20 protein-coding genes and 1 pseudogene are annotated in these 26576 nt (G+C 61.0%); 20 read left to right on the forward strand and 1 reads right to left on the reverse strand.

What is annotated here, in order from left to right:
- Window positions 1-129 precede the first annotated feature (129 nt).
- A complete protein-coding gene (locus K0H48_RS03610) occupies window positions 130-1494 on the reverse strand; it encodes a formimidoylglutamate deiminase (protein WP_219266428.1) in 1365 nt (454 codons plus the stop codon).
- 78 nt (window positions 1495-1572) lie between these two features.
- Between K0H48_RS03610 and hutC the strand changes: the two genes are divergently transcribed.
- From hutC to K0H48_RS03710, 20 genes and pseudogenes are all read left to right on the forward strand, one after another.
- The gene (hutC, locus tag K0H48_RS03615) at window positions 1573-2352 is read left to right on the forward strand and encodes a histidine utilization repressor (RefSeq protein ID WP_178112710.1); all 780 of its coding nucleotides are present in this window, start codon (window positions 1573-1575) and stop codon (window positions 2350-2352) included.
- On the forward strand, window positions 2349-2909 hold the full coding sequence (locus tag K0H48_RS03620) for a HutD family protein (RefSeq protein WP_219266429.1): 561 nt from the start codon (window positions 2349-2351) through the stop codon (window positions 2907-2909). The genes hutC and K0H48_RS03620 overlap by 4 nt, the downstream gene beginning before the upstream one ends.
- Before the next feature lie 385 nt (window positions 2910-3294).
- Window positions 3295-4998, forward strand: a complete 1704-nt coding sequence (gene hutU / locus K0H48_RS03625) for a urocanate hydratase (RefSeq protein ID WP_219266430.1) — start codon at window positions 3295-3297, stop codon at window positions 4996-4998.
- 189 nt (window positions 4999-5187) lie between these two features.
- Window positions 5188-6633 carry a cytosine permease gene (locus tag K0H48_RS03630; RefSeq protein WP_219266431.1) on the forward strand — a complete coding sequence of 482 codons (1446 nt, stop codon included), beginning with the start codon at window positions 5188-5190 and terminating at the stop codon, window positions 6631-6633.
- Between the two features lie 69 nt (window positions 6634-6702).
- Entirely contained in the window at window positions 6703-7668 is a 966-nt protein-coding gene (locus K0H48_RS03635) for an ABC transporter substrate-binding protein (RefSeq protein ID WP_138817238.1), read from the forward strand.
- A 72-nt stretch (window positions 7669-7740) separates the two neighbouring features.
- On the forward strand, window positions 7741-8592 hold the full coding sequence (locus K0H48_RS03640; RefSeq protein ID WP_138817237.1) for a proline/glycine betaine ABC transporter permease: 852 nt from the start codon (window positions 7741-7743) through the stop codon (window positions 8590-8592).
- Window positions 8589-9413, forward strand: a complete 825-nt coding sequence (locus tag K0H48_RS03645) for a glycine betaine/L-proline ABC transporter ATP-binding protein (protein ID WP_138817236.1) — start codon at window positions 8589-8591, stop codon at window positions 9411-9413. Before K0H48_RS03640 ends, K0H48_RS03645 begins: the two co-directional genes overlap by 4 nt.
- A gap of 131 nt (window positions 9414-9544) precedes the next feature.
- Window positions 9545-11068, forward strand: coding sequence for a histidine ammonia-lyase (gene hutH, locus K0H48_RS03650; protein ID WP_219266432.1), 1524 nt, complete (start codon window positions 9545-9547; stop codon window positions 11066-11068).
- 18 nt (window positions 11069-11086) lie between these two features.
- Window positions 11087-12625 carry a histidine ammonia-lyase gene (hutH, locus tag K0H48_RS03655; RefSeq protein WP_219266433.1) on the forward strand — a complete coding sequence of 513 codons (1539 nt, stop codon included), beginning with the start codon at window positions 11087-11089 and terminating at the stop codon, window positions 12623-12625.
- 145 nt (window positions 12626-12770) lie between these two features.
- Window positions 12771-14180 (forward strand): amino acid permease, encoded by a 1410-nt coding sequence (locus K0H48_RS03660; protein ID WP_219266434.1) that lies wholly within the window; start codon window positions 12771-12773, stop codon window positions 14178-14180.
- 15 nt (window positions 14181-14195) lie between these two features.
- The gene (gene hutI / locus K0H48_RS03665) at window positions 14196-15401 is read left to right on the forward strand and encodes an imidazolonepropionase (protein ID WP_219266435.1); all 1206 of its coding nucleotides are present in this window, start codon (window positions 14196-14198) and stop codon (window positions 15399-15401) included.
- A gap of 11 nt (window positions 15402-15412) precedes the next feature.
- Window positions 15413-16213: an N-formylglutamate deformylase gene (gene hutG / locus K0H48_RS03670; protein ID WP_219266436.1), complete on the forward strand. Its 801-nt coding sequence runs from the start codon at window positions 15413-15415 to the stop codon at window positions 16211-16213.
- Window positions 16214-16428: 215 nt separating this feature from the next.
- A complete protein-coding gene (locus tag K0H48_RS03675) occupies window positions 16429-17364 on the forward strand; it encodes a choline ABC transporter substrate-binding protein (protein ID WP_219266437.1) in 936 nt (311 codons plus the stop codon).
- Window positions 17365-17456: 92 nt separating this feature from the next.
- Window positions 17457-18386 (forward strand): alpha/beta hydrolase, encoded by a 930-nt coding sequence (locus K0H48_RS03680; RefSeq protein ID WP_219266438.1) that lies wholly within the window; start codon window positions 17457-17459, stop codon window positions 18384-18386.
- Between the two features lie 104 nt (window positions 18387-18490).
- Window positions 18491-19462: a prolyl aminopeptidase gene (gene pip, locus K0H48_RS03685; protein WP_219266439.1), complete on the forward strand. Its 972-nt coding sequence runs from the start codon at window positions 18491-18493 to the stop codon at window positions 19460-19462.
- On the forward strand, window positions 19459-19896 hold the full coding sequence (dtd, locus tag K0H48_RS03690) for a D-aminoacyl-tRNA deacylase (protein WP_219266440.1): 438 nt from the start codon (window positions 19459-19461) through the stop codon (window positions 19894-19896). The genes pip and dtd overlap by 4 nt, the downstream gene beginning before the upstream one ends.
- Before the next feature lie 266 nt (window positions 19897-20162).
- Entirely contained in the window at window positions 20163-21908 is a 1746-nt protein-coding gene (locus K0H48_RS03695) for a glucan biosynthesis protein G (RefSeq protein WP_219266441.1), read from the forward strand.
- Window positions 21901-24545: pseudogene (mdoH, locus tag K0H48_RS03700) on the forward strand (glucans biosynthesis glucosyltransferase MdoH). Before K0H48_RS03695 ends, mdoH begins: the two are co-directional and overlap by 8 nt.
- 112 nt (window positions 24546-24657) lie before the next feature.
- Entirely contained in the window at window positions 24658-25458 is an 801-nt protein-coding gene (locus K0H48_RS03705; protein WP_219266443.1) for a transporter substrate-binding domain-containing protein, read from the forward strand.
- A gap of 220 nt (window positions 25459-25678) precedes the next feature.
- Window positions 25679-26476: a transporter substrate-binding domain-containing protein gene (locus tag K0H48_RS03710; protein WP_138817223.1), complete on the forward strand. Its 798-nt coding sequence runs from the start codon at window positions 25679-25681 to the stop codon at window positions 26474-26476.
- The last annotated feature ends 100 nt before the right edge of the window (window positions 26477-26576 follow it).

Raw genomic sequence — 26576 nt, forward strand, 5'->3', positions numbered from 1 at the left:
CTGAGCGTGTCGCCGATCAAAATGTGGGAGCGGGCTTGCTCGCGAATGCGGTGTATCAGTATCAGATGTTCTGACTGACACACCGCATTCGCGAGCAAGCCCGCTCCCACATTTGTTATGTGTTGCCTGTTAGCCCAGCAGATCTCTCAAGACTTGTGTAAACGCCCGGCTGCTTTCTTCCTCGCTGGCATGATGCCCATCGCGCACCACCCACTTGCCGTTGACCAGCACATCACGCACTTGGCGATCACCACCGGCGAACAGCCAGCGATTGAGAATGCCATCCTCGGTCGCCGTCGCCAGGTACGGGTCCTTGCCGTCCAGCACAATCCAATCTGCCCGCTTGCCGACTTCCAGCCGACCAATCGGCTGCCCCAGCGCTTGGGCGCCACCGTCGAGCGCAGCATCAAACAGCGTGCGGCCAACCATTGGTTGATCACTGCGATACAGACGGTTGCGCCGCTGGTCGCGCAGGCGCTGGCCATATTCGAGCCAACGTAACTCCTCCACCACGCTCAGTGACACATGGCTGTCGGAACCGATACCCATGCGCCCGCCTTGAGCGAGGAAATCCACCGCCGGGAAAATCCCGTCGCCCAGGTTGGCTTCGGTGGTCAGGCACAAACCGGCGATTGCCCGGCTCTTGGCCATGCGCGTGACTTCATCGGCGTCAGCATGGGTGGCGTGTACCAGGCACCAACGCTCATTCACTTCGATATGGTCATACAGCCATTGCAGCGGGCGCTTGCCGCTCCAGGCCAGGCAGTCGTCGACTTCTTTTTGCTGCTCGGCAATGTGGATATGCACCGGGCACGCCTTGTCGCTGGCGGCCAGCACAGCATTGATCTGTTCGGGTGTAACGGCACGCAACGAGTGGAAGCACAGGCCCAGTTGCTGCGCTGGCTGCGCCGCCAGAATGGGCTTCAGGCGTGCTTGCAGGTCCAGGTAATCTTCGGTGCTGTTGATAAAGCGCCGCTGGCCTTCATTCGGCGCCTGGCCACCAAAGCCTGAATGGGTGTAGAGCACCGGCAGCAGCGTCAGGCCGATACCGCTGCTGGCGGCCGCCTGGCTGATTTGTTGCGACAGCTCCGTGCGGTCGGCATACGCCTGGCCGCTGACGTCGTGGTGTACGTAATGAAACTCGGCCACCGAGGTGTAACCGGCCTTGAGCATTTCGATATACAGCTGGCGGGCGATGACCTGCAGTTGTTCCGGGTTGATCTTGCCGACCATGCGGTACATCAAGTCGCGCCAGGTCCAAAAACTGTCATTCGGGTTGCCGGCCACTTCGGCCAAACCGGCCATGGCGCGTTGGAACGCATGGGAGTGCAGGTTAGGCATGCCCGCTAGAACCGGGCCTCTGAGCCGTTCGGCAGCGTCTGCACTGGCATTGGGCTCAACGTGGGTCAGCACGCCATCGGCGCTGACTTCAAAGCGTACATCGTTGGCCCATCCATTAGGCAGCAGCGCGCGTTCGGCAAAGAAAGCGGACATGATCAAGGCACCCCGGTCGTGTGTTTATTTGTATATACATATACAGACGTTTGCCTGCTCGGTAAACTCCGGCAATCTATGCATCTTTTCCCCCTGCAAGGATTCCCTGTGCCGACTCCGCCTGCCAAGTCTTCGCTGGCTGCCCACATGGACGAAAGTCCGGCGCCCTTGTATGCCCGCGTCAAACAGATGATCAGCCAGCAGATCCTCAACGGCAACTGGCCGCCGCATTACCGCGTGCCGTCGGAGAGTGAACTGGTCAACCAGCTTGGCTTCAGCCGCATGACCATCAACCGCGCGCTGCGTGAACTGACCGCCGAAGGTTTGCTGGTGCGCATGCAGGGCGTCGGCACCTTCGTTGCCGAGCCCAAGAGCCAGTCGGCGCTGTTTGAAGTGCACAACATTGCCGATGAGATCGCCTCGCGCGGTCATCGGCATACCTGCCAGGTTATTCACCTGGGCGAAGAGGCCGCCGGCTCCGAGCGCGCCGTGGCGCTGGAGATGCGTGAGGGCGGGCGGGTGTTCCACTCGCTGATCGTGCATTTCGAAAACGATATTCCGGTGCAAATCGAAGATCGCTTCGTCAACGCCCTGGTTGCGCCGGAATACTTGCAGCAGGATTTCACCCAGCAAACACCCTACGCCTACCTCAACCAGGTCGCGCCACTGACCGAGGGCGAGCATGTGGTTGAAGCGATCCTCGCCGACGCTGCCGAGTGCAAGCTGTTGCAGATCGAGCCAAGCGAGCCCTGCCTGTTGATTCGCCGCCGCACCTGGTCCGGCCGCCAGCCGGTCACCGCCGCGCGTTTGATCCACCCCGGTTCCCGTCATAGCCTGGAAGGACGTTTCAGTAAATGAGTGAAGTGAAAGTCTGGCGCGCCGCCGACTACATCCGCATGCCGTGGAAAAACGGCGGCGGCAGCACCGAAGAAATCACCCGTGACGCGGGCATTGGCCTGGATGGCTTTGGCTGGCGCTTGTCGATTGCCGATATTGCCGAGTCGGGCGGGTTTTCTACCTTTGCCGGCTACCAGCGTGTGATCACCGTGATCAAAGGCGCGGGTATGGTCCTGACCGTGGATGGTGAGGAGCAGCGTGGGTTGTTACCGTTGCAGGCATTTGCGTTCAAGGGTGAGAGTGAAGTGTCTTGCCGCCTGATCACTGGACCCATTCGCGATTTCAACCTGATTTATTCGCCTGAGCGTTACCACGCGCGGTTGCAGTGGATGGATGGTGTGCAGCGTTTTTTCAGCACGGCGCACACGGTGTTGGTGTTCAGCGTGGCGGATGAGGTGAAGGTGCTGGGTGAAAAGCTCGGCCATCACGATTGCCTGCAAATCGACGGTAACAATGACCTGCTGGATATTTCCGTCACCGGCCGCTGCTGCGTAATCGAACTGACCGCACGCGGTTAAAAAACTGTGGGAGCTGGCTTGCCTGCGATAGCGGTGTGTCAGATCAGCAGATCTGATGCTGACACACCGCTATCGCAGGCAAGCCAGCTCCCACATTTGCTTTTCAGTGTTCATAAGAGCTGTTTCCAGCCGCGCACCAATTTGTTACCGAATGCCCCAGCTTGGCGCAACGCCAGGCAATCGTTAGCAATTTCCCCGTCCGCAAACTCCCTCTGTAAGAAATTTCAACAAGCCTGGAAGCCTTAATTTCCAAGGCTTTCACACGCCTCCCAAAAAAATCTCACACGCTCCCCCACCAAGTTGGCCGCTTGATTGCATATGCTTGTACATACAAGTAAAGATGTGTGCGTAAGACTCTGCTTCGCACCATCCAAGTTCGCGCATCATGCCGAGGAGTCCAGCTGTGACCGATTTTTCGAAAACCAAGCCTACTAAATACCGTGACGTCGAAATCCGTGCTGCCCGCGGTAACAAGCTCACCGCCAAAAGCTGGCTGACTGAAGCACCGCTGCGCATGTTGATGAACAACCTTGACCCGCAAGTGGCCGAGAACCCGAAAGAATTGGTGGTGTACGGCGGTATCGGCCGTGCGGCGCGCAACTGGGAGTGCTACGACCAGATCGTCGAGAGCCTCACCAACCTGAATGACGACGAGACCCTGCTGGTGCAATCCGGCAAGCCGGTCGGCGTGTTCAAGACCCACAGCAACGCGCCGCGCGTGCTGATCGCCAACTCCAACCTGGTGCCGCACTGGGCTAGCTGGGAACACTTCAACGAACTGGATGCCAAGGGCCTGGCCATGTACGGTCAGATGACCGCCGGCAGTTGGATCTACATCGGCAGCCAGGGCATCGTGCAGGGCACCTACGAAACCTTCGTCGAAGCCGGCCGCCAGCATTACAACAGCGACCTCACCGGCCGCTGGGTCCTCACCGCTGGCCTTGGCGGCATGGGCGGCGCTCAGCCGTTGGCTGCAACCCTGGCTGGCGCCTGCTCGCTGAACATCGAGTGCCAGCAGGTCAGCATCGATTTCCGTCTGGCCAGCCGTTATGTCGACGAGCAAGCCACCGACCTCGACGACGCCCTGGCCCGCATCGCCAAATACACCAAAGAAGGCAAGGCCATCTCCATCGCCTTGCTGGGCAACGCGGCCGAAATCCTGCCGGAACTGATCAAGCGCGGCGTGCGCCCGGACATGGTCACCGACCAGACCAGCGCCCACGACCCACTCAATGGCTACCTGCCGGCTGGCTGGACCTGGGACGAATACCGCGCCCGCGCCAAGACCGAGCCAGCTGCCGTGATCAAGGCCGCCAAGCAGTCGATGGCCGTGCACGTCAAAGCCATGCTGGAATTCCAGAAACAAGGTATTCCGACCTTCGACTACGGCAACAACATCCGCCAGATGGCCCAGGAAGAAGGCGTAGAAAATGCCTTCGACTTCCCAGGCTTCGTGCCGGCCTACATCCGCCCACTGTTCTGCCGTGGTATCGGCCCGTTCCGCTGGGCTGCGCTGTCAGGCGACCCGCAAGACATCTACAAGACCGACGCCAAAGTCAAAGAGCTGATCCCGGACGACGCGCACCTGCACAACTGGCTGGACATGGCCCGCGAACGCATCAGCTTCCAGGGCTTGCCGGCACGTATCTGCTGGGTTGGCCTGGGCCAGCGCGCCAAGCTCGGCCTGGCGTTCAACGAAATGGTACGCAGCGGCGAGCTGTCGGCGCCGGTAGTGATCGGCCGTGACCACCTCGACTCCGGCTCGGTTGCAAGCCCGAACCGCGAAACCGAAGCCATGCAGGACGGCTCCGACGCCGTGTCCGACTGGCCACTGCTTAACGCCTTGCTCAACACCGCAAGCGGCGCGACCTGGGTATCGCTGCACCACGGCGGCGGCGTGGGCATGGGCTTCTCCCAGCATTCGGGCATGGTCATCGTCTGCGACGGTACCGACGAAGCGGCTGAGCGCATTGCCCGCGTGCTGCACAACGACCCGGCCACCGGGGTGATGCGCCACGCCGATGCGGGTTACCAGATCGCCATCGATTGCGCCAAAGAGCAGGGCCTCAACCTGCCGATGATCAAGTAACAACTGGCCGGGTTCTGTGGGAGCTGGCTTGTGTGGGAGCTGGCTTGCCTGCGATGGCATCCCCTCGGTTCTGTTGAGAGACCGAGTCGCCCGCATCGCAGGCAAGCCAGCTCCCACATTTGCCCTGCTGTGTACCAAGACATGTTTCACCCGCACCACCGAAAAACAATCCATCAGAGGTTGAACAACATGGCTGCAAATGACACCACCCCGTTGATCGAAAGGCGTTCGATCGACTACATCCCGGAAGCGGAAAGACACGGTCGTCTATTGAGCCAGTTCACCCTGTGGATGGGTGCCAACCTGCAAATCACCGCGATTGTCACCGGGGCCTTGGCCGTGGTACTCGGCGGTGATGTGTTCTGGTCGTTGATCGGGCTATTGATCGGCCAACTGATCGGCGGCGGCGTCATGGCGTTGCATGCGGCGCAAGGGCCAAAGCTTGGCCTGCCACAGATGATCTCCAGCCGGGTGCAGTTCGGCGTTTATGGTGCAGCCATCCCGATTGTGCTGGTCTGCTTGATGTATCTCGGTTTCACCGCGACCGGCACCGTACTGTCGGGGCAGGCGCTGGGCCAGTTGTTCGGGGTCAGCGACAGCGTCGGTATCCTGATTTTTGCCAGCGTGATCGTACTGGTCACCGTACTGGGTTACCGGGTGATCCACTTTATCGGGCGAGTCGCCAGCGTCATTGGCGTGATTGCCTTTGTCTATCTGTTCAGTCGTTTGATGAGCCAGACCGACGTTGGCGCGCTTTTGCAGATCCGCCACTTCAGCTGGAGCAGTTTCCTGCTGGCGGTGTCGCTCGCGGCCTCCTGGCAGATCGCCTTCGGCCCTTACGTGGCGGACTATTCACGTTACCTGCCAAGCAAGACATCTTCGCTGAAAACCTTTTTCGCCGCCGGCGCAGGTTCAGTCATTGGTGCTCAGGTGGCGATGGTCCTTGGCGTGTTTGCCGCGGCCATGTCCAACGGGCAATTTGCCGGTCACGAAGTCGCCTACATCGTTGGGTTGAGTGGTACGGGCGCCACCGCTGCGCTGCTGTACTTCAGCATCGCGTTCGGCAAGGTCACCATCTCTACCCTGAACTCCTACGGCAGCTTCATGTGCATTGCGACCATCGTCAGCGGCTTCCGTGGTCGCCTGGAGGTCACCCGCCTGCAGCGTCTGGTGTTCGTGCTGGTGATCGTCGGCACTGCAACCCTGATCGCGTTGCTCGGCCAGCACTCGTTCCTCGGTGCGTTCAAGTCTTTCATCCTGTTTCTGCTGGCGTTCTTCACTCCCTGGAGTGCAATCAACCTGGTGGATTACTACTGCATCACCCGTGAACGTTACGACGTACCGGCCTTGGCCGACCCGAATGGCCGCTACGGTCGCTGGAACCTGCTGGGTATCAGCGTCTATGTGTTCGGCGTGCTGGTGCAGTTGCCGTTCATCTCTACCAAGTTCTACACCGGCCCCCTGGTTGCCGCGCTGGGTGATGTGGATATCTCCTGGATCATCGGCCTGGTACTGCCTGCGGCCCTGTATTACGTATGTGCGAAAAAATGGCACGGCACAGTGCCCGATCACCTGATCCTGCCAATAGAGCAGGGCGCTGCACCAACGACAAACGGGCTGGCTGCACAAGCCTGATGGGACGTGGACAGGGCAGGACGCCTACTGACTGCCGTAATCCATTTCAAGATTGGGAGCGTCACAACAATGAAGATGAATAAAACCCTGCTGGCCACCGTGTTATCTGCAGGCTTGCTGGCCTCTGCCGGCGCCGAGGCGGCGGGTTGGTGCGAGTCAGGCAAGCCGGTGAAGTTCGCCGGGCTGAACTGGGAAAGCGGCATGTTGCTCACCGACATCCTGCAAACCGTGCTGGAGAAAGGCTACGACTGCAAAACCGACAGCCTGCCGGGCAATTCCATCACCATGGAAAACGCCCTGAGCAGCAACGACATCCAGGTGTTCGCCGAAGAGTGGGTAGGCCGCAGCGAAGTCTGGAACAAGGCCGAGAAGGCCGGCAAAGTCGTTGGCGTTGGCGCGCCCGTTGTCGGCGCCGTCGAAGGCTGGTACGTGCCGCGTTACGTGATTGAGGGCGACGCCAAGCGCAAGCTGGAACCCAAGGCACCGGACCTGAAAAACATCGCCGACCTGGCCAAATACGCCTCGGTGTTCAAGGACCAGGAAGAACCGTCCAAAGGCCGCTTCTACAACTGCCCGGCCGGCTGGACCTGTGAGCTGGACAACAGCGAGATGCTCAAAAGCTACGGCCTTGAAAGCACCTACACCAACTTCCGCCCTGGCACCGGCCCGGCGCTGGATGCCGCTGTGCTGTCGAGCTACAAGCGTGGCGAGCCGATCCTGTTTTACTACTGGTCACCCACCCCGCTGATGGGCCAGGTCGATCTGGTCAAGCTCGAAGAAAAGCCCGGTGTGGATAAAAGCGTGAGCATCAAGGTCGGTCTGTCCAAGACCTTCCACGAGCAAGCGCCTGAACTGGTAGCGGTGCTGGAGAAGGTCAACCTGCCTATCGATCTGCTTAACCAGAACCTCGGTCGCATGGCCAAAGAGCGAATTGAGTCGCCAAAACTGGCGAAAATTTTCCTCAAGGAACATCCTGAAGTCTGGCACGCATGGGTGAGCGACGACGCAGCCAAGAAAATCGACGCGGCCTTGTAGGTCAAGGGTGTCCGGCTACCCTGAGGGGTTAGCCGGGCACACGGCCACAACCCACTGGATCGAGAGCACGATATGTTTCCTGAGAGTTTTACGTTTTCCATCGCCGACTGGGTCAACGGTTGGGTGGACTCGCTGGTCACCAACTACGGCGATGTGTTCCGGCACATCTCCGACACGCTGTTGTGGGCCATCGTCAACCTGGAAGGCTTGCTGCGCGCAGCGCCCTGGTGGCTGATGCTCGCCATCGTCGGCGGTATTGCCTGGCACGCCACCCGCAAGCTGGTGACCACGGCGGTGATCGTCGGGTTGCTGTTCCTGGTGGGTGCGGTTGGCCTGTGGGACAAGCTGATGCAAACCCTGGCACTGATGATGGTCGCCACGGTGATCTCGGTGCTGATCGGTATTCCATTGGGCATTTTGTCGGCGCGCAGCAATCGCCTGCGTTCGGTGCTGATGCCGTTGCTCGACATCATGCAAACCATGCCCAGCTTCGTGTACCTGATCCCGGTGCTGATGCTGTTTGGCCTGGGCAAGGTGCCGGCGATTTTCGCCACGGTGATCTACGCCGCGCCACCGCTGATTCGCCTCACCGACCTGGGCATTCGCCAGGTCGACGGCGAAGTCATGGAAGCCATCAATGCCTTTGGTGCCAACCGCTGGCAGCAACTGTTTGGCGTGCAACTGCCGCTGGCATTGCCGAGCATCATGGCGGGTATCAACCAGACCACCATGATGGCGTTGTCGATGGTGGTGATCGCCTCGATGATCGGCGCCCGTGGCCTGGGTGAAGACGTGCTCGTCGGCATCCAGACCCTCAACGTCGGCCGTGGCCTCGAAGCGGGGCTGGCGATTGTGATTCTTGCAGTGGTCATCGACCGCATTACCCAGGCCTATGGTCGTCCACGGCATGAGGCGAGCAAATGACTACTGTCAGCAAAATTGAAGTTAAAAACGTCTTCAAGATCTTCGGCAACCGTTCCAAGGAAGCCCTGGCGATGGTTGGCCAGGGCAAGACCAAGGACCAGGTACTGGCCGAGACCGGTTGCGTGGTCGGCGTGAATGACCTGTCCCTGAGCATCGGCACCGGCGAGATCTTTGTGATCATGGGCCTGTCGGGTTCGGGCAAATCCACGCTGGTGCGCCACTTCAACCGCCTGATCGACCCGACCAGTGGCGCGATCCTGGTGGACGGCGAAGACATCCTGCAACTGGACATGGAAGCCCTGCGTCAATTCCGTCGCCACAAGATCAGCATGGTGTTCCAGAGCTTCGGCCTGCTGCCCCACAAGACTGTGCTCGACAACGTCGCCTACGGCCTCAAGGTGCGCGGCGAAACCAAGCAGGTGTGCGCCGAACGCGCGCTGCACTGGATCGAAACCGTGGGCCTCAAAGGCTATGAAAACAAATACCCGCACCAGCTTTCCGGCGGCATGCGCCAACGTGTGGGCCTGGCCCGCGCCTTGGCGGCGGACACCGACATCATCCTGATGGACGAAGCCTTCAGCGCCCTCGACCCGCTGATCCGCGCCGAGATGCAGGACCAGTTGCTGGAGCTGCAAAAGACCCTGCACAAAACCATCGTGTTCATTACTCACGACCTGGACGAGGCGGTGCGCATTGGCAACCGCATTGCGATTCTCAAGGACGGCAAGCTGATCCAGGTCGGCACGCCGCGCGAGATTCTGCATTCGCCGGCGGATGAGTATGTGGACCGGTTTGTTCAGCGCCGGGCGGCGGTGGTGTAGCTGATCGTTCCCACGCTCTGCGTGGGAATGCATCCCGTGACGCTCTGCGTCACACCTGACAGCGGGACGCGGAGCGTCCCAGGCGGCGTTCCCACGCAGAGCGTGGGAACGATCAATTCAAGAGGCTCAAGATGTCCCAGGCAACAAAAATCATCATCGCCGACGCCCCCATGCGTTGGCAGGACGTGGTCGCCGTCGCCCGCCACGGCGCCGTGCTCGAACTCTCGGGCCACGCCTGGGCGCGCATCGACAATGCCCAGGCCATCGTGCAGCGCATCGTCACCAGCGGCGAACGCGCTTATGGCGTGAACACCGGCCTGGGCGCGCTGTGCAATGTGTCGCTCAAAGGCGAACAACTCAGCCAGCTGTCGCGCAACACGCTGCTGAGCCACGCCTGTGGCGTCGGCCCGGTGCTGAGCGACGAGCAGACCCGCGCGATCATCTGCGCGGCCGTCATCAATTACAGCCACGGCAAATCCGGCCTGCACCCGCAGGTGGTGCATTCGCTGTTGGCGTTGCTCAACCATGGCATCACGCCGCAAGTGCCGTCCCAAGGCTCGGTGGGCTACCTGACTCACATGGCCCACATCGGCGTGGCCTTGCTCGGCGTTGGCGAGGTGAGCTATCGCGGCCAGATCGTGACGGCGCACGCCGCATTGAAAGCCGAAGGTTTGCAGCCTGTGGTGCTCGGCGCCAAAGACGGGCTGTGCCTGGTCAATGGCACGCCGTGCATGACCGGCCTGAGTTGCCTGGCCCTGGCCGATGCCCATCACCTGCTGCAATGGGCCGACGTGATCGGCGCCATGAGTTTCGAAGCCCAGCGTGGCCAGATCGATGCCTTCGACGAAGCCATCATCGCCCTCAAGCCACACCCCGGCATGCAGCAAGTTGGCATCAACCTGCGTGCCTTGCTCGATGGCAGTGAAGTGATCGCCAGCAGCAAAGGCATCCGCACCCAGGACGCGCTGAGCATCCGCTCGATCCCGCAGATTCACGGCGCGGCTCGCGACCAAGTGGAGCACGCCACGCGCCAGATCGAGACCGAACTCAACAGCGCCACCGACAACCCGCTGGTGCTCGGCACACCGGACAACTACCGCGTGGTGTCCCAGGCCAACCCGCATGGGCAGTCAGTGGCCCTGGCGGCCGACATGCTCGCCATCGCCATGGCCGAAATCGGCTCGGTGGCCGAGCGTCGCCTCGACCGCCTGATCAACCCGCATGTCAGTGGCTTGCCGGCGTTCCTGGTCAGCAACCCTGGGGTCAACTCCGGGATGATGATCGTGCAGTACGTCGCTGCCTCGCTGTGCGGGCAGAACCGTCAACTGGCGCAACCGGCGGTGCTCGACAACTTCGTCACCTCGGGCCTGCAGGAAGACCACTTGAGCATGGGCACGAATGCCGCGCTCAAGCTGCATCAGCTGTTGGCCAACGTCACGCAGATTCTCGCCATTGAGTACCTGCTGGCGGCCCAGGCGTTTGAGTTTTTGAAGGACCAGCGTTTTGGCGCGGGCACTGACAGCGCCTGGCGTCTGTTGCGTGAAAAGGTCCCACCTTACGAGCAAGACCGCTGGCTGGCGCCGGACATCGCGAGCGCCGCCGCGCTGCTCAAGGACACCGCTTTGCTGCACCACGTATTACCTAATTTGCACTAAGAATAATTCACAAGGAGCATGAATGTGACTGCGCTAAATTTGATTCCAGGCCAACTGAGCCTTGCCCAACTGCGGGCCATCTACCAGCAGCCGGTAACCCTCAGTCTGGATGACAGCGCCACGGCGCAGATCGAAGCCAGTGTGGCCTGCGTGGAGCAGATTCTCGCCGAGAACCGCACCGCCTACGGCATCAACACCGGTTTCGGCCTGCTGGCCTCGACCCGCATCGCCAGCGAAGACCTGGAAAACCTCCAGCGTTCCCTGGTGCTGTCCCACGCCGCCGGTGTCGGTGAGCCGATCAGCGACGCGCTGGTGCGGCTGGTCATGGTGCTTAAGGTCAACAGCCTGAGCCGTGGGTTCTCCGGGATTCGTCGCCAAGTGATCGACGCGCTGATCGCGCTGATCAACGCCGAGGTGTACCCGCATATTCCGCTTAAAGGTTCGGTCGGTGCTTCCGGCGACTTGGCACCATTGGCGCATATGTCGTTGGTGCTGCTGGGCGAAGGCAAGGCGCGCTACAAGGGCGAATGGCTGGAGGCCACCGAAGCGCTGAAAGTCGCCGGCCTGACGCCGCTGACACTTGCGGCCAAAGAAGGCCTGGCGCTGCTGAACGGCACCCAGGTATCCACCGCTTATGCATTGCGTGGGCTGTTCGAAGGCGAAGACCTGTTCGCCGGTGCGCTGGCGTGTGGCGCCCTCACCGTCGAAGCGGTATTGGGCTCGCGCTCGCCCTTCGACGCGCGTATCCATGCCGCCCGTGGCCAACGTGGGCAGATCGACGCGGCTGCGGCCTATCGTGACCTGCTCGGCGAAAGCAGCCAGGTGTCCCAGTCGCACCAGAACTGCGACAAGGTGCAAGACCCGTATTCCCTGCGTTGCCAGCCGCAAGTCATGGGCGCCTGCCTGACCCAGTTCCGCCAGGCTGCCGAAGTGCTGGTGGTAGAGGCCAATGCCGTGTCGGATAACCCGCTGGTGTTTGCTGCCGAAGGCGATGTGATCTCCGGTGGTAACTTCCACGCCGAGCCGGTGGCCATGGCTGCCGACAACATGGCGCTGGCCATCGCAGAGATCGGCTCGCTGAGCGAGCGTCGTATCTCGTTGATGATGGACAAGCACATGTCGCAACTGCCGCCGTTTTTGGTCGGCAATGGCGGGGTGAACTCCGGCTTCATGATCGCCCAGGTCACCGCCGCGGCGCTCGCCAGTGAGAACAAGGCGCTGGCGCATCCCCATAGCGTGGATAGCATCCCTACGTCGGCCAACCAGGAAGACCACGTGTCCATGGCCCCGGCTGCGGGCAAGCGTTTGTGGGAAATGGCCGAGAACACCCGTGGCGTACTCGCCGTTGAGTGGCTGGCGGCATGCCAGGGCCTGGACCTGCGCGACGGTTTGAAAACCTCGGCCAAGCTGGAAAAAGCCCGTGGGATTCTGCGCGACAAAGTGGCGTTCTATGAAAAGGACCGCTTCTTCGCCCCGGACATCAATGCCGCCAGCGAACTGCTCGCCAGCCGCTGCCTGAATGAGCTGGTGCCGGCAAAACTTCTGCCGAGCTTGTAACCGATCGTTCCCACGCTCTGCGTGGGAATGCTGCCCTGGACGCTCCGCGTCCGCTTTCAGAGTCGTGACGCGGAGCGTCACAGGATGTGTTCCCACGCGGAGCGTGGGAACGATCTTCTCCTCATAAGAATAATAGGGACGAGAAATGCACCAGCAAGAAAAGGGTTTGAAACGCGGGCTAAGCGCCCGACATATTCGCTTCATGGCACTCGGTTCCGCGATCGGCACCGGGTTGTTCTATGGTTCCGCCTCCGCCATCCAAATGGCTGGCCCTGCCGTGCTGCTGGCCTACCTGATCGGCGGCGCCGCGGTGTTCATGGTGATGCGCGCCCTCGGTGAAATGGCCGTGCACAACCCGGTGTCCGGCTCCTTCGGCCAGTACGCCAGCACCTACCTTGGTCCGTTGGCCGGGTTTGTGCTCGGCTGGACCTACGCGTTTGAAATGATCATCGTCTGCCTCGCCGACGTCACCGCCTTTGGCATCTACATGGGCTTCTGGTTTCCCGAGGTCGCACGTTGGGTCTGGGTGCTCGGCATCGTGTTTTTGATCGGTGGCCTGAACCTGTGCAACGTCAAAGTGTTTGGCGAGATGGAGTTCTGGCTGTCGCTGCTCAAGGTCGGCGCCATTGTGGCGATGATCCTCGGCGGCTTTGGCATCATGCTGTTCGGCATTCATTCTGCTGGCGAGACCCAGGCCAGCGGCCTCAGCAACCTGTGGGCGCACGGTGGCTTCATGCCTAACGGCATCGGCGGCCTGATCGCTTCGTTCGCGGTGGTGATGTTTGCGTTTGGCGGCATCGAAATCATCGGCATCACCGCCGGTGAAGCCAAAGACCCGCAGCGCGTGATTCCCAAGGCGATCAATGCGGTGCCGCTGCGCATCCTGTTGTTTTACGTGCTGACCCTGTTTGTGTTGATGGCCATCTACCCGTGGCCGCAGATCGGCAGCCAGGGCAGCCCGTTCGTGCAGATCTTCAGCAATCTGGGCATCGGCTCGGCAGCGACCATCCTCAATATCGTGGTGATATCGGCCGCCGTCTCGGCGATCAACAGCGACATCTTCGGCGCCGGCCGCATGATGTACGGCCTGGCCCAACAAGGGCAGGCGCCCAAGGGTTTTGCGCAGCTGTCCAAGCACGGCGTGCCGTGGATGACCGTGTTGGTGATGGGTGCGGCGTTGCTCGGCGGCGTGGTGCTCAACTACCTGATCCCGGAAAACGTGTTCCTGCTGATCGCCTCGATTGCCACCTTCGCCACCGTGTGGGTGTGGCTGATGATCCTGTTTACCCAGGTCGCCATGCGCCGCTCGATGACCAAGGAACAGGTGGCCGAGCTGAAATTCCCGGTGCCGTTCTGGCCCTATGCGCCAGCGGCGGCCATCGTGTTCATGTTGTTCGTGTTTGGTGTGCTGGGCTACTTCCCGGATACCCAGGCGGCTTTGCTGGTCGGCGCCGTGTGGATCGTGCTGCTGGTGCTCGCTTACCTGCTGTGGGTCAAACCCGCTGCCGGGCAAGCGGCCAAGGTCCATTACGACCCGGCTTTGTCTCATCGATAACTTAGGGAGGCGTTGATGAAAACGCTTTGGCAACACTGCCACGTCGCAACCATGGCAGGCGGCAAATACTCGATCATCGAGGATGCCGCCATGGTCATCGCCGGTTCACTGATCGAGTGGATCGGCCCCCGCAGCCAGGTACCGACGGCGGACTACGCCCAGGTGCAGGACCTGCAAGGCGCGTGGGTCACCCCCGGGCTGATCGACTGCCACACCCACACGGTGTTCGGCGGCAATCGCAGCGGCGAATTCGAGCAGCGCCTTGAAGGCGTGAGCTACGCCGAAATCGCCGCCAAGGGTGGCGGTATTGCCAGCACCGTGCGCGCTACCCGCGCCGCCACCGAAGATGAATTGTTTGCCAGCGCTGAAAAGCGCCTGCGCAGTTTGCTGCGTGACGGCGTGACCACGGTGGAGATCAAATCCGGCTACGGCCTGGACCTGGCCAACGAGCGCAAGATGCTGCGGGTCGCACGTCGCCTTGGCGAAGTGCTGCCGGTGAGCGTGCGCGCCACGTGCCTGGCGGCCCACGCGCTGCCGCCGGAGTACAAGGACCGCGCTGACGACTACATCGAGCACATCTGCGCCGAGATGCTGCCAGCGCTGGCAGCGGAAGGGTTGGTGGATGCCGTGGACGCGTTCTGCGAATACCTGGCGTTTTCCACCGAGCAGGTGGAGCGTGTGTTCAAGGTCGCCCAGCAGTTGGGTTTGCCGGTGAAGCTGCACGCCGAGCAGCTGTCTTCCTTGCACGGCTCCAGCCTCGCGGCGCGATACCACGCACTGTCGGCGGACCACCTGGAGTTCATGACCGAAGAAGACGCCATCGCCATGGCCGCGTCCGGCACTGTCGCGGTGTTGCTGCCGGGCGCGTTCTACTTCCTGCGCGAAACCCAGCTGCCGCCCATGGATGCGCTGCGCAAGCACGGCGTGAAAATCGCCATCGCCAGCGACCTCAACCCCGGTACCTCGCCGGCGCTGTCGGTACGCCTGATGCTGAATATGGCCTGCACCCTGTTCCGCATGACCCCGGAAGAAGCCCTAGCCGGTGCAACACAGCATGCGGCCACCGCGCTGGGCATGGGTGACACCCATGGTTCGCTGGAAGTGGGCAAGGTCGCGGATTTTGTCGCCTGGCAGATTGATCGCCCCGCCGACCTGGCTTACTGGCTGGGCGGCGAGCTGGATAAACGCGTCGTGCGCCATGGCGTCGACGTCACCGTCTGAGGAGTGTTGTTGTGGATAAGGTTCTGAATTTCAAACAAGGCCGAGTGCCGCTGCTGATCAGCATGCCCCACGCGGGTTTGCGCCTGACGCCTGCGGTCGAAGCCGGGCTGATCCCCGAGGCGCAAAGCCTGCCGGACACCGACTGGCACATCCCCACGTTGTATGACTTTGCCGAGGCATTGGGCGCCAGCACCTTGTCGGCCGAGTACTCGCGATTTGTGATCGACCTGAACCGGCCGTCCGACGACAAACCGCTCTACGCCGGTGCCACCACCGGGCTGTACCCGGCGACCCTGTTCGATGGCGTGCCGTTGTTCCGTGAAGGGCAGGTGCCGTCCGAAGAAGAACGCGTGACCTACCTGCAAAAGATCTGGGGCCCGTACCACCGTACCCTGCAAGAAGAACTTGCGCGGCTTAAGGCCGAGTTCGGCTACGCCTTGCTGTTTGATGCGCACTCGATCCGCTCGGTCATCCCGCACCTGTTCGATGGCAAGCTGCCGGACTTCAACCTCGGCACCTTCAACGGCGCGGCGTGTGACCCCGAGCTGGCCAGCCAGTTGGAAGGCATCTGCGCTCAGCATCCGCAGTTCACCCATGTGCTTAATGGCCGCTTCAAGGGCGGGCATATCACTCGCCACTACGGCGACCCGACGCAGGATATTCATGCGGTGCAGTTGGAGCTGTGCCAGAGCACGTATATGGAAGAGGTTGAGCCGTTTCGGTATCGCCCTGACTTGGCCGCGCCGACCCAGGTGGTATTGAAGCAGTTGCTGGAAGGGTTACTGGTCTGGGGGCAGAAGCGTTATGGCTGATATCGCTATCGCAGGCAAGCCAGCTCCCACATGTTGATCTGTGAACACTTTCAAATGTGGGAGCTGGCTTGCCTGCGATGGGGCCTTTCGGGTCGCCCCAGTGCAACTGCCGGTCGCCACAGTTCGTGTCAGCAGAGGTCCCGCTGGGTAAGGTTGTGGGTACGGCGCACCAGACGCCACTCCCCACAATAAAGCTGCCGAGTGAGACCTCATCCATGAAAAGACTGTTGTTGATCCTCACCGGTGCCGCTTTGATCAGCGCCAACGCCATGGCCGCAGAACCTGCGTCCTGTAAAGCCATCCGCATGGGCGTGGTCAGCTGGACCGACGTCATCGCCACCTCCGGCATGGCCGACGTACTGCTTAACGGCCTGGGCTACGACAGCAAGCAGACCAGCGCGGTGCAGCAGATCATCTTTGCCGGCATCCGCGACAAACGCCTGGATATCTTCCTCGGCTACTGGAAACCGGCGATGGACAACAACATCGCGCCGTTCCTGGCCGCCAAGCAGGTCAAGGTCTTCGACACGCCGAGTCTCGCCGACGCCCAAGCCACCCTGGCCGTGCCGCAATACGTAGCGGATGCCGGGCTGAAGACGTTTGCCGACATCGCCCGCTTCAAAGACAAGTTAGGCGGCAAGATCTACGGCATCGAGCCGGGCAGCGGTGCCAATACCGATATCCAGAAGATGATCGACACCAACCACTTCGGCCTCGGTGGCTTCAAGCTCGTTGCCTCCGGTGAAGCGGGCATGCTCGCGGCGGTGCAACGAGCGGTGAACCGCAAGGAGTTCGTGGTGTTCGTCGGCTGGACCCCGCACCCGATGAACATCAACATGAAAATGGCTTATCTCACGGGCAGTGAGGATGTGTTCGGCCCGGACGAAGGTCGCGCTACGGTTTCCACCGTCACCGCGCCGGACTTCGGCGAGCGCTGCCCCAACGCCAATCGTTTGTTGCAGAACCTGACCTTCACCGCCGCCCAGGAAAGCCAACTGATGGTGCCGATCATGGAGCGCCAGTCGCCGCAGGATGTGGCCAGGCAGTGGTTGCGTGACCACCCAGAAGATTTGCAGCGCTGGTTGGCCGGCGTTACGGCGTTTGATGGCAGCGATGGCGTGGCAGCCGTGCAGGCCAGCCTCAAGCCTTAAGCCGGGCACGGTAGATCAAACAACACAGAGCAACTGTGGGAGCAGGCAAGCCAGCTCCCACCTTTAGATCTCCATTGTCAGGGATATTGCGCATGTATCCGATTTCTCGGCAACTTGCCGCCTTCGTCGCCAAAACCGAATCCTTCACCAGTGACGACTCCTCGCTGGCAGGCTTACGCCACAACTACGACCGTATGTGCCAGGCCTTCACGCCACCGAAGCCTGAAGGGCTGCAAGTCTCGGACTTTTCCCTGGGCGGCGTAGGCGTGCGCAGTTACCTACCCACGGCTCCCGCGCCGACTGAAGGCTGGCCCTGCCTTCTTTATATGCACGGCGGCGGCTGGGTGGTCGGCGGGTTGGGCTCCCACGACTTCATCTGCTTCGAACTGGCCAACGCGCTGCAAGTGCTGGTGATCGCCATCGACTATCGCCTGGCGCCTGAGCACCCGTTCCCGGCGGCCTACGACGACTGTCGCGCCGTGTGGCAGGCCATCCAGGCCGGGCAGGGGCCGCACGCCGTCAACCGGCAACGTCTGGTGGTGATGGGCGACAGCGCGGGCGGCAATCTGGCGGCGGCGCTGTGCCTGGGCCTGCGCGACGACGGCCAGCCGCTGCCCGTGGCCCAGGTGCTGATTTACCCCGGTTTGGGCGGCCCGGCCGATTTGCCCTCGCGCCGTGACTGCATGGACGCGCCGCTGCTCAGCACTGCCGACACCGACTGCTACCTGGCGCTGTACCTGCAAGGTACGGGCGCGCCATCGGCCTATGCCAGGCCTTTGCTGGCCGAATATTTCGGCGGTTTACCCAAGGCGTTGATCGCCGTGGCCCAGTTCGACCCGTTGCGCGATGACGGCATGCTCTATGCCGAGCGGCTGCAGGCGGCGGGCGTCCAGGCTGTGCTGTATCCCGGCAAAGGTCTGGTCCACGGTTGCTTGCGCGCGCGCGGCCAAGCCCCGGAGGTGGATCAGCTTTATAACTATCTGCTGCATTACCTCAGGAGCGAAGGGCTGACACAGGTCTAAGTATTCAAGGACATGCTCATTGCACAATTCGGGTTTATGATGCCAGACGGCAAGAATAATAGACGTCCCCTCAGGGATGAACCCGACACCCTACGGAGCGCGCAATGCAGACTTGGTACCCGCAGATCAAACCCTACGCCCGGCACGATCTGGCAGTCGATGACACCCACACGCTGTACGTCGATGAAAGTGGCTCCCCCGAAGGCTTGCCTGTCGTCTTCATCCACGGTGGCCCAGGCTCCGGTTGCGACGCCCAGAGCCGCTGCTATTTCGACCCGAACCTTTACCGCATCGTCACCTTCGACCAGCGTGGCTGCGGGCGTTCTACGCCGCGCGCGAGTCTTGAAAACAACACCACCTGGGATCTGGTCGCCGACCTTGAGCGCATCCGCGAACACCTGGGCATCGACAAATGGGTGCTGTTTGGTGGCTCCTGGGGCTCGACCCTGTCGTTGTCCTACGCGCAAACCCACCCCGAGCGCGTGCTTGGCCTGATCCTGCGCGGCATCTTCCTGGCCCGCCCGCAGGACATTCACTGGTTCTACCAGGAAGGCGCCAGCCGCATGTTCCCGGATTACTGGCAGGACTACCTCGCCCCGATCCCGGCAGACGAGCGCCACGACCTGGTTGCCGCCTACCACAAGCGCCTCACCGGCAACGACCAGATCGCCCAGATGCACGCGGCCAAGGCCTGGTCCGGCTGGGAAGGGCGCATGCTCGGCCTGTGCCCGAGCCCGCAGCATGTCGAGCGTTTCTCCGAGCCGCAACGCGCGTTGTCGATCGCGCGTATTGAGTGCCACTACTTTACTAACGACTCCTTCCTGGAGCCGAACCAGCTGATTCGCGATATGCACAAGATCGCCCATCTGCCTGGCGTAATCATCCATGGCCGCTACGATATGATCTGCCCGCTGGATAACGCCTGGGAGCTGCATCAGGCCTGGCCCAACAGTGAGCTGCAGGTGATTCGTGAGGCCGGCCACGCCGCGTCCGAGCCCGGCATCACCGATGCGTTGGTGCGCGCGACCGGCGAGATGGCACGGCGCCTGCTTGATCTGCCGCCAGAAGAAGCATGAAGGGCCTGTTGCAGCGGGTGCGTGGCGCCCGGGTCGAGGTCGCGGGTGAAATCGTAGGCTCGATAGACCAGGGTTTGCTGGTGCTGGTCGCCGTCGAACCTTCAGATACACCCCAGAGTGCCGATAAACTGCTGCACAAGCTGCTTAACTATCGGGTGTTCAGCGACGATGAGGGCAAGATGAACCTGTCGTTGAAGGATATCGGCGGCGGTTTGCTGCTGGTGTCGCAGTTCACCTTGGCGGCGGATACCAAAAGCGGGTTGCGGCCGAGCTTCTCCACAGCGGCCCCTCCGGACCTGGGAGCGGCGCTTTTTGAGCACTTGTTGTTACAAGCGCAACAATTGCATGGCAAGGTGGCGTCAGGGCGTTTTGGCGCTGATATGCAGGTGCACCTGGTCAATGATGGCCCCGTGACCTTCCTCTTACAGACATGAATGTATTAAAAACGACTTTAATGCCTAAAAACGCAGGGTTTCGCTACAAATACTTCGTTGACCCTGATGCGTTGTATCGCGGGCTACTAGATAATCGCGCGCTATGGGGATCAGCGTAAATTGGTCCATTTTTGACTTAGGTAGAGACTTGTCCGACGGCCTTTGGGGAATCATTTTGACCCAGGGGAGTCGGAACAATGCTCGCCAACCTGGCATATAGATAGCTGGCCGTTGGTTTTTTGATCTGTTTTCGGCGAGGGTTGCTCGTGATTGTTAGTCCCTGTAATGCACCAAAATTGTCTGCCAAACGGTTACGAAACGCACTGGTAACGGGCTCTGCCCTGTTTTGCCTGTTCGGCGCGGGTCAACTGTGGGCATTCAGTCTGGATGATGTGTCGGCCAAGGCAAAAGAGCTGGCCGGGCAGAAATACGAAGCTCCGCGCAGCAATCTGCCGAACGAATTTCGCGAAATGAAATTCGCGGACTACCAGAAGATTCGTTTCCGCAACGAAAAAGCCGAGTGGGCCGATCAGAACACACCGTTCAAGCTGTCCTTCTATCACCAGGGCATGCACTTTGACACGCCGGTGAAAATCAACGAAGTGACCGCCGACAGCGTCCAGGAAATCAAGTACGACCCAAGTCGTTTCGATTTCGGCGACGTGAAATTTGATCCTAAAGCCACCGAACAACTGGGTTATGCCGGTTTCCGTGTGCTGTACCCGATCAACAAGGCCGACAAGCAAGACGAAATCATGACCATGCTCGGCGCCAGCTACTTCCGCGTGGTCGGCAAGGGCCAGGCCTATGGCCTGTCGGCCCGTGGCATGGCGATCGACACGGCATTGCCGTCCGGTGAAGAATTCCCGCGTTTCACCGAGTTCTGGATCGAGCGCCCAAAACCGGGTGAGAAACAGCTGGTGATCTTCGCCCTGCTGGACTCGCCACGCGCCACCGGCGCCTACCGCCTGACCCTGCGTCCTGGCACCGACACGATTGTCGACGTCAAATCCCAGATGTTCCTGCGTGACAAGGTCAGCAAGCTGGGGATCGCCCCGTTGACCAGCATGTACCTGTTTGGCGCGAACCAGCCGTCCAAGGTGCTTAACTATCGCCGTGAATTGCACGATTCCAGCGGCCTGTCGATCCATGCCGGCAATGGCGAATGGATCTGGCGCCCACTGAACAACCCTAAACACCTGTCGGTCAGCAACTTCGCCGTCGAAAACCCGCGTGGTTTCGGCCTGCTGCAACGTGGCCGCGACTTCAGCCACTACGAAGACCTGGACGACAACTACGACAAGCGCCCAAGTGCCTGGATCGAACCTGAAGGCGACTGGGGCAAGGGTTCTGTCGACCTGGTAGAGATTCCGACCGCCGACGAAACCAACGACAACATCGTGGCGTTCTGGAGCCCGGCCGAGTTGCCGAAAGTCGGCGAGCCGCTGGATGTCAGCTACCGCCTGCACTGGACCATGGACGAGAAAGACCTGCACCCGGCCGACAGCGCCTGGGTCAAGCAGACCTTGCGTTCTACCGGTGATGTGAAGCAATCCAACCTGATCCGCCAGCCTGACGGCAGCGTGGCCTACCTGGTGGACTTCGAGGGCCCGTCCCTTAAGAACCTTCCAGCGGATGCGCCAGTACGTAGCCAGGTGAGCGTGGGCGACAACGCCGAAATCGTTGAAAACAGCGTGCGCTATAACGAGCACACCAAAGGCTGGCGCCTGACCCTGCGCATGAAGATCAAGGACGCAGGCAAGCCTACCGAAATGCGTGCTGCGCTGGTCGAGGACATCGTGAAAGCTGAGCCTGAGAAGGTTTCGACCCAAGTGCTCAAGGCCGACAAGCTGCTGGCCAAGCAACACGAAAAACAGGCCAAGAAAGACGCCAAGGAAGCGAAAGACAAGGACGCCAAGCAGCCAGAGGCTGCCCCCGCCAATCCGGAGCCGGAAAAGACCGAACACGTCCTGACCGAAACCTGGAGCTATCAGTTGCCTGCCGATGAGTAATTCTCAAGCCACGCCAGAGACTCTGTCCGAGTACCTGGCGCACCTGCCGATGACCGCAGAGCAGCGCGCCGAACTGGCGGGCTGCAGCTCCTTCAGCGAGCTGCACGAACGCCTGTCGTCAAAGACTTTCGACGCACCCACCGAGGCTGCCCAAGCCTCGGTCGGCCGTCGGTTGACGCTCAATACCGCCGAAGAGCTGCAAGACGCCGAGATGCTGGCGCTTGACGCCAACGGTCGGGTTTGCCTGAAGGCCACGCCGCCGATCCGTCGGACCAAAGTGGTGCCGGAGCCGTGGCGCACCAATATCCTGGTGCGCGGTTGGCGCCGGATGACCGGTCGCACCAACCCTCCGGCGCCGCCGAAGGACGAGCGTGTACTGCCGGCTGCGCGCTGGCGTACCGTGGGTTCGATCCGCCGTTACATCCTGTTGGTGCTGATGCTCGGCCAGACCATTGTTGCCGGCTGGTACATGAAAGGCATCATGCCGTACCAGGGCTGGTCACTGGTCGACTTTGACGAAATCCGCAACCAGACCCTGCTGCAAACCGCCACCCAGGTGCTGCCTTATGCCCTGCAAACCAGCATCCTGATCATGTTCGGGATTCTGTTCTGCTGGGTCTCGGCCGGTTTCTGGACTGCGCTGATGGGCTTCCTAGAGTTGCTGACTGGCCACGATAAATACCGGATCTCCGGTAAAAGTGCCGGTGACGAGCCGATTCCAAAGGATGCCCGCACCGCGCTGGTGATGCCGATCTGCAACGAAGACGTGCCCCGGGTATTTGCCGGCCTGCGCGCTACCTTCGAATCGGTGGCCGCCACTGGCGACCTGGACCGTTTCGATTTCTTCGTGCTCAGCGACAGTAACGAAGCCGATATTTGCATCGCCGAACAGCAAGCCTGGCTTGATGTGTGTCGCGAAGCCGGTGGTTTCGGCAAGATCTTCTATCGCCGCCGTCGCCGTCGCGTAAAGCGCAAGAGCGGCAACCTCGACGACTTCTGCCGTCGTTGGGGCGGTGAATACAAGTACATGGTGGTACTCGACGCCGACAGCGTGATGAGCGGCGAATGCCTGACCAGCCTGGTGCGCCTGATGGAAGCCACGCCGGATGCCGGGATTATCCAGACCGCGCCGCGTGCGTCGGGCATGGACACCCTGTATGCGCGCATGCAGCAGTTCGCCACCCGCGTTTATGGCCCGCTGTTTACTGCCGGTCTGCACTTCTGGCAGCTGGGTGAATCCCACTACTGGGGCCACAACGCAATTATCCGCATGAAGCCGTTTATCGAGCACTGCGCCCTGGCGCCGTTGCCGGGTAAAGGCGCGTTTGCCGGTGCGATCCTCTCCCACGACTTCGTTGAAGCCGCGCTGATGCGCCGTGCCGGCTGGGGCGTGTGGATTGCCTACGACCTGCCGGGCAGCTACGAAGAATTGCCGCCGAACCTGCTGGATGAACTCAAGCGTGACCGTCGCTGGTGCCACGGTAACCTGATGAACTTCCGCCTGTTCCTGGTCAAAGGCATGCACCCGGTGCACCGTGCGGTGTTCCTGACCGGCGTGATGTCCTACCTGTCGGCGCCGTTGTGGTTCTTCTTCCTGGTGCTGTCGACGGCGTTGCTGGCGGTGAACACCTTGATGGAGCCGCAGTACTTTATGGCGCCGCGCCAGTTGTACCCGCTGTGGCCACAATGGCACCCGGACAAGGCGGTGGCACTGTTCTCCACCACCATCGTGCTGTTGTTCCTGCCTAAATTGCTCAGCATCATCCTGATCTGGGCCAAGGGCGCGAAAGAGTTCGGTGGCAAGTTCAAGGTGACCCTGTCGATGCTGCTGGAGATGCTGTTCTCCATGCTGCTGGCGCCGGTGCGCATGATCTTCCACACCCGTTTCGTGCTCGCCGCGTTCCTGGGCTGGGCTGCGACCTGGAACTCGCCGCAGCGTGACGACGACTCCACGCCATGGAGCGAGGCGGTCAAGCGCCACGGCCCACAGACCCTGCTGGGCTTCCTGTGGGCGCTGCTGGTGGTGTGGTTGAACCCAAGCTTCCTGTGGTGGCTGATCCCTATCGTCGGCTCGCTGATGCTGTCGATTCCGGTGTCGGTGATCTCCAGCCGGGTCAAGCTGGGCCTCAAGTCGCGCGACGAGAGCCTGTTCCTCATTCCTGAGGAATACAACCCGCCGCAAGCCTTGCTGTCGACCGAGCAGTACACTCACGAAAACCGTTGGCACGCCCTCAATGACGGGTTTGTGCGCTCGGTGGTCGACCCGCAGCAAAACGCCCTGGCCTGCGCCCTGGCGACCTCGCGTCACCGTGAGGCGGAGCCGATCGAGCACTTGCGTCAGGAACGTGTGCGCCACGCGATGAAAGTCGGCCCGGCCGGCCTCAACAACGGCGAACGCCTGGCGTTGCTCAGCGACCCGGTAGCCCTGGCTCGTCTGCATCAGCAGGTATGGAGCGAAGGCCACGCCGAGTGGCTCGGTGCCTGGCGTGCTTCGGTCAAGGCGGATCCGCACGCGCCATTGCTGCCGCTGCAACCGGTGTCGTCCCAGGCCCAACCGGCCTGATTCCGACGCCCCCGAGGGCTCACCTCGGGGGCGTTAGGTGCGCTGTTCCTACAGCGTTCAGAACATCCTCCTAATACTGCTAACCCCTTGTTATTTCGAAACAAAAGTCATTTGTTCGAAGCGTATTGCCGTGCCTGTCGCTGGGGTAGCATCGCCCTCCAAATTGACTAGGCCGCAGGGGGATTCATGATCAAAAGGTATTGTTTGGCAGTGCTGACCGGCATCGTCGTACTGGTTTACGCCGGCTGGCTGAGCGCCGGCGCCCTGGATGATGCGGTTCGGCGGGGCGTGCTTAAAGTCGGCACCACGCCCACCTATGTGCCTTTTGAAATGAAGGACAAGCAAGGCCGCATCGTCGGCTTCGAAATCGACTTGCTGCAGGCGATGAGCCGCGCCTTGGGCGTCGAGCTTGAACTGGTCGCCGTGCCTTATACCGAGTTGTTGCCGGGGCTGATGGCGAAGAAATTCGACATGATCGGCAGCGGCATGACGGTGACGCAGGAACGCAACCTCAAGCTGAACTTCAGTGACTCCTTTATCGTGGTCGGCCAGACCGTACTGCTGAACCCCAGCCTTGCCGGCAAGATTGCCAGCATCGAAGACCTGGACGAGGCGGGTTACCGGATAGCCGCGACTGAAGGCACCACCGGCGAAGCGGCGGCGCAACGGTTTCTGGGCACCGCGCGCCTGAGCAGTTTCGCAACCCCCGAAGAAGGCGTGCGCCAGGTGGTGGAGGGCAAGGCCGACGCCTTTATCCATGACGCGCCCTACAACCTGATCGCGATGGCCAGGCCGGAAAACCACCAGCTCCTTGCCCTTGAGCAACCGTTTACCTTTGAACCGCTGGCGTTTGGCCTGAAAAAAGGCGACTACGACAGCCTCAACTGGATCAACCACTTCCTCAATCAAATTGCTCAGGATGGCACCTACGATCGGTTGCACGACAAGTGGTTCAAGGACACCGACTGGATGGCGGAGATCGACTGAACGTCATAAATGCTTACACATCAATCAATTGCCGACTCTTTGCGCTGATGTGTCTAGCCCCTGCGCTGTGTTGCACCGTTGTGGGGCTTTTCCGACATACGCCGATAACATTTACCCGTGAAACCTTTGTGACGGGCAACGAGTGGGTTAGGATCGCACCCCGAATGGGTGCAGCCCTTTTGCGCGCCGGCCTTATAAGAATCTTTCAGGGGACTTGATGATGAAAAAGTATCTTTCGATGCTGATGCTTGGCGTCACCGCGCTGGTCGCGGCCACTGCGGCGCATGCTGGCGCCATCGACGATGCGGTCAAGCGCGGCACGCTGAAAGTCGGCATGGACCCGACCTACATGCCGTTCGAAATGACCGACAAGCGCGGTGAAATCATCGGCTTCGAAGTCGACATCCTCAAGGCCATGGCCAAGTCCATGGGCGTCAAGCTGGAGCTGGTGTCCACCGGCTATGACGGCATCATCCCGGCCTTCCTGACCGGCAAGTTCGACATGATCGGCAGCGGCATGACCCTGACCCAGGAGCGCAACCTGCGCTTGAACTTCAGCGAACCCTTCATCGTGGTCGGCCAGACCCTGCTGATTCGCAAAGACCTGGAAGGCACGATCAAGTCCTACAAAGACCTCAACGACGAGAAGTACCGTCTGACCTCCAAGCTCGGCACCACCGGCGAGATGGTTGCCAAGAAGCTGATCTCCAAAGCCAAGTACCACGGCTATGACAACGAGCAGGAAGGCGTGCTGGACGTGGTCAACGGCAAGGCCGATGCCTTTGTGTATGACGCGCCGTACAACGTGGTCGCCGAGAAGAAAGTCGGCAACGGCAAGCTGGTGTTCCTGGAAGAACCCTTCACCTTCGAGCCCCTGGCGTTTGGCTTGAAAAAGGGCGATTACGACAGCCTCAACTACATCAACAACTTCCTGCACCAGATCCGCAACGACGGCACCTACGATCGCATCCATGACAAGTGGTTCAAGAGCTCCGAGTGGCTCAAGGACATGGAATAAGTTCGGCGAAGTACCGAGTCGCGCCCTTCGCGAGCAAGCCCGCTCCCACATTGGAATGCAGTCGATCGTTCCCACGCTCTGCGTGGGAATGCAGCCCGTG

Source organism: Pseudomonas sp. Xaverov 259 (genome assembly GCF_019352915.1).
In the GTDB taxonomy this organism is placed as follows: domain Bacteria; phylum Pseudomonadota; class Gammaproteobacteria; order Pseudomonadales; family Pseudomonadaceae; genus Aquipseudomonas.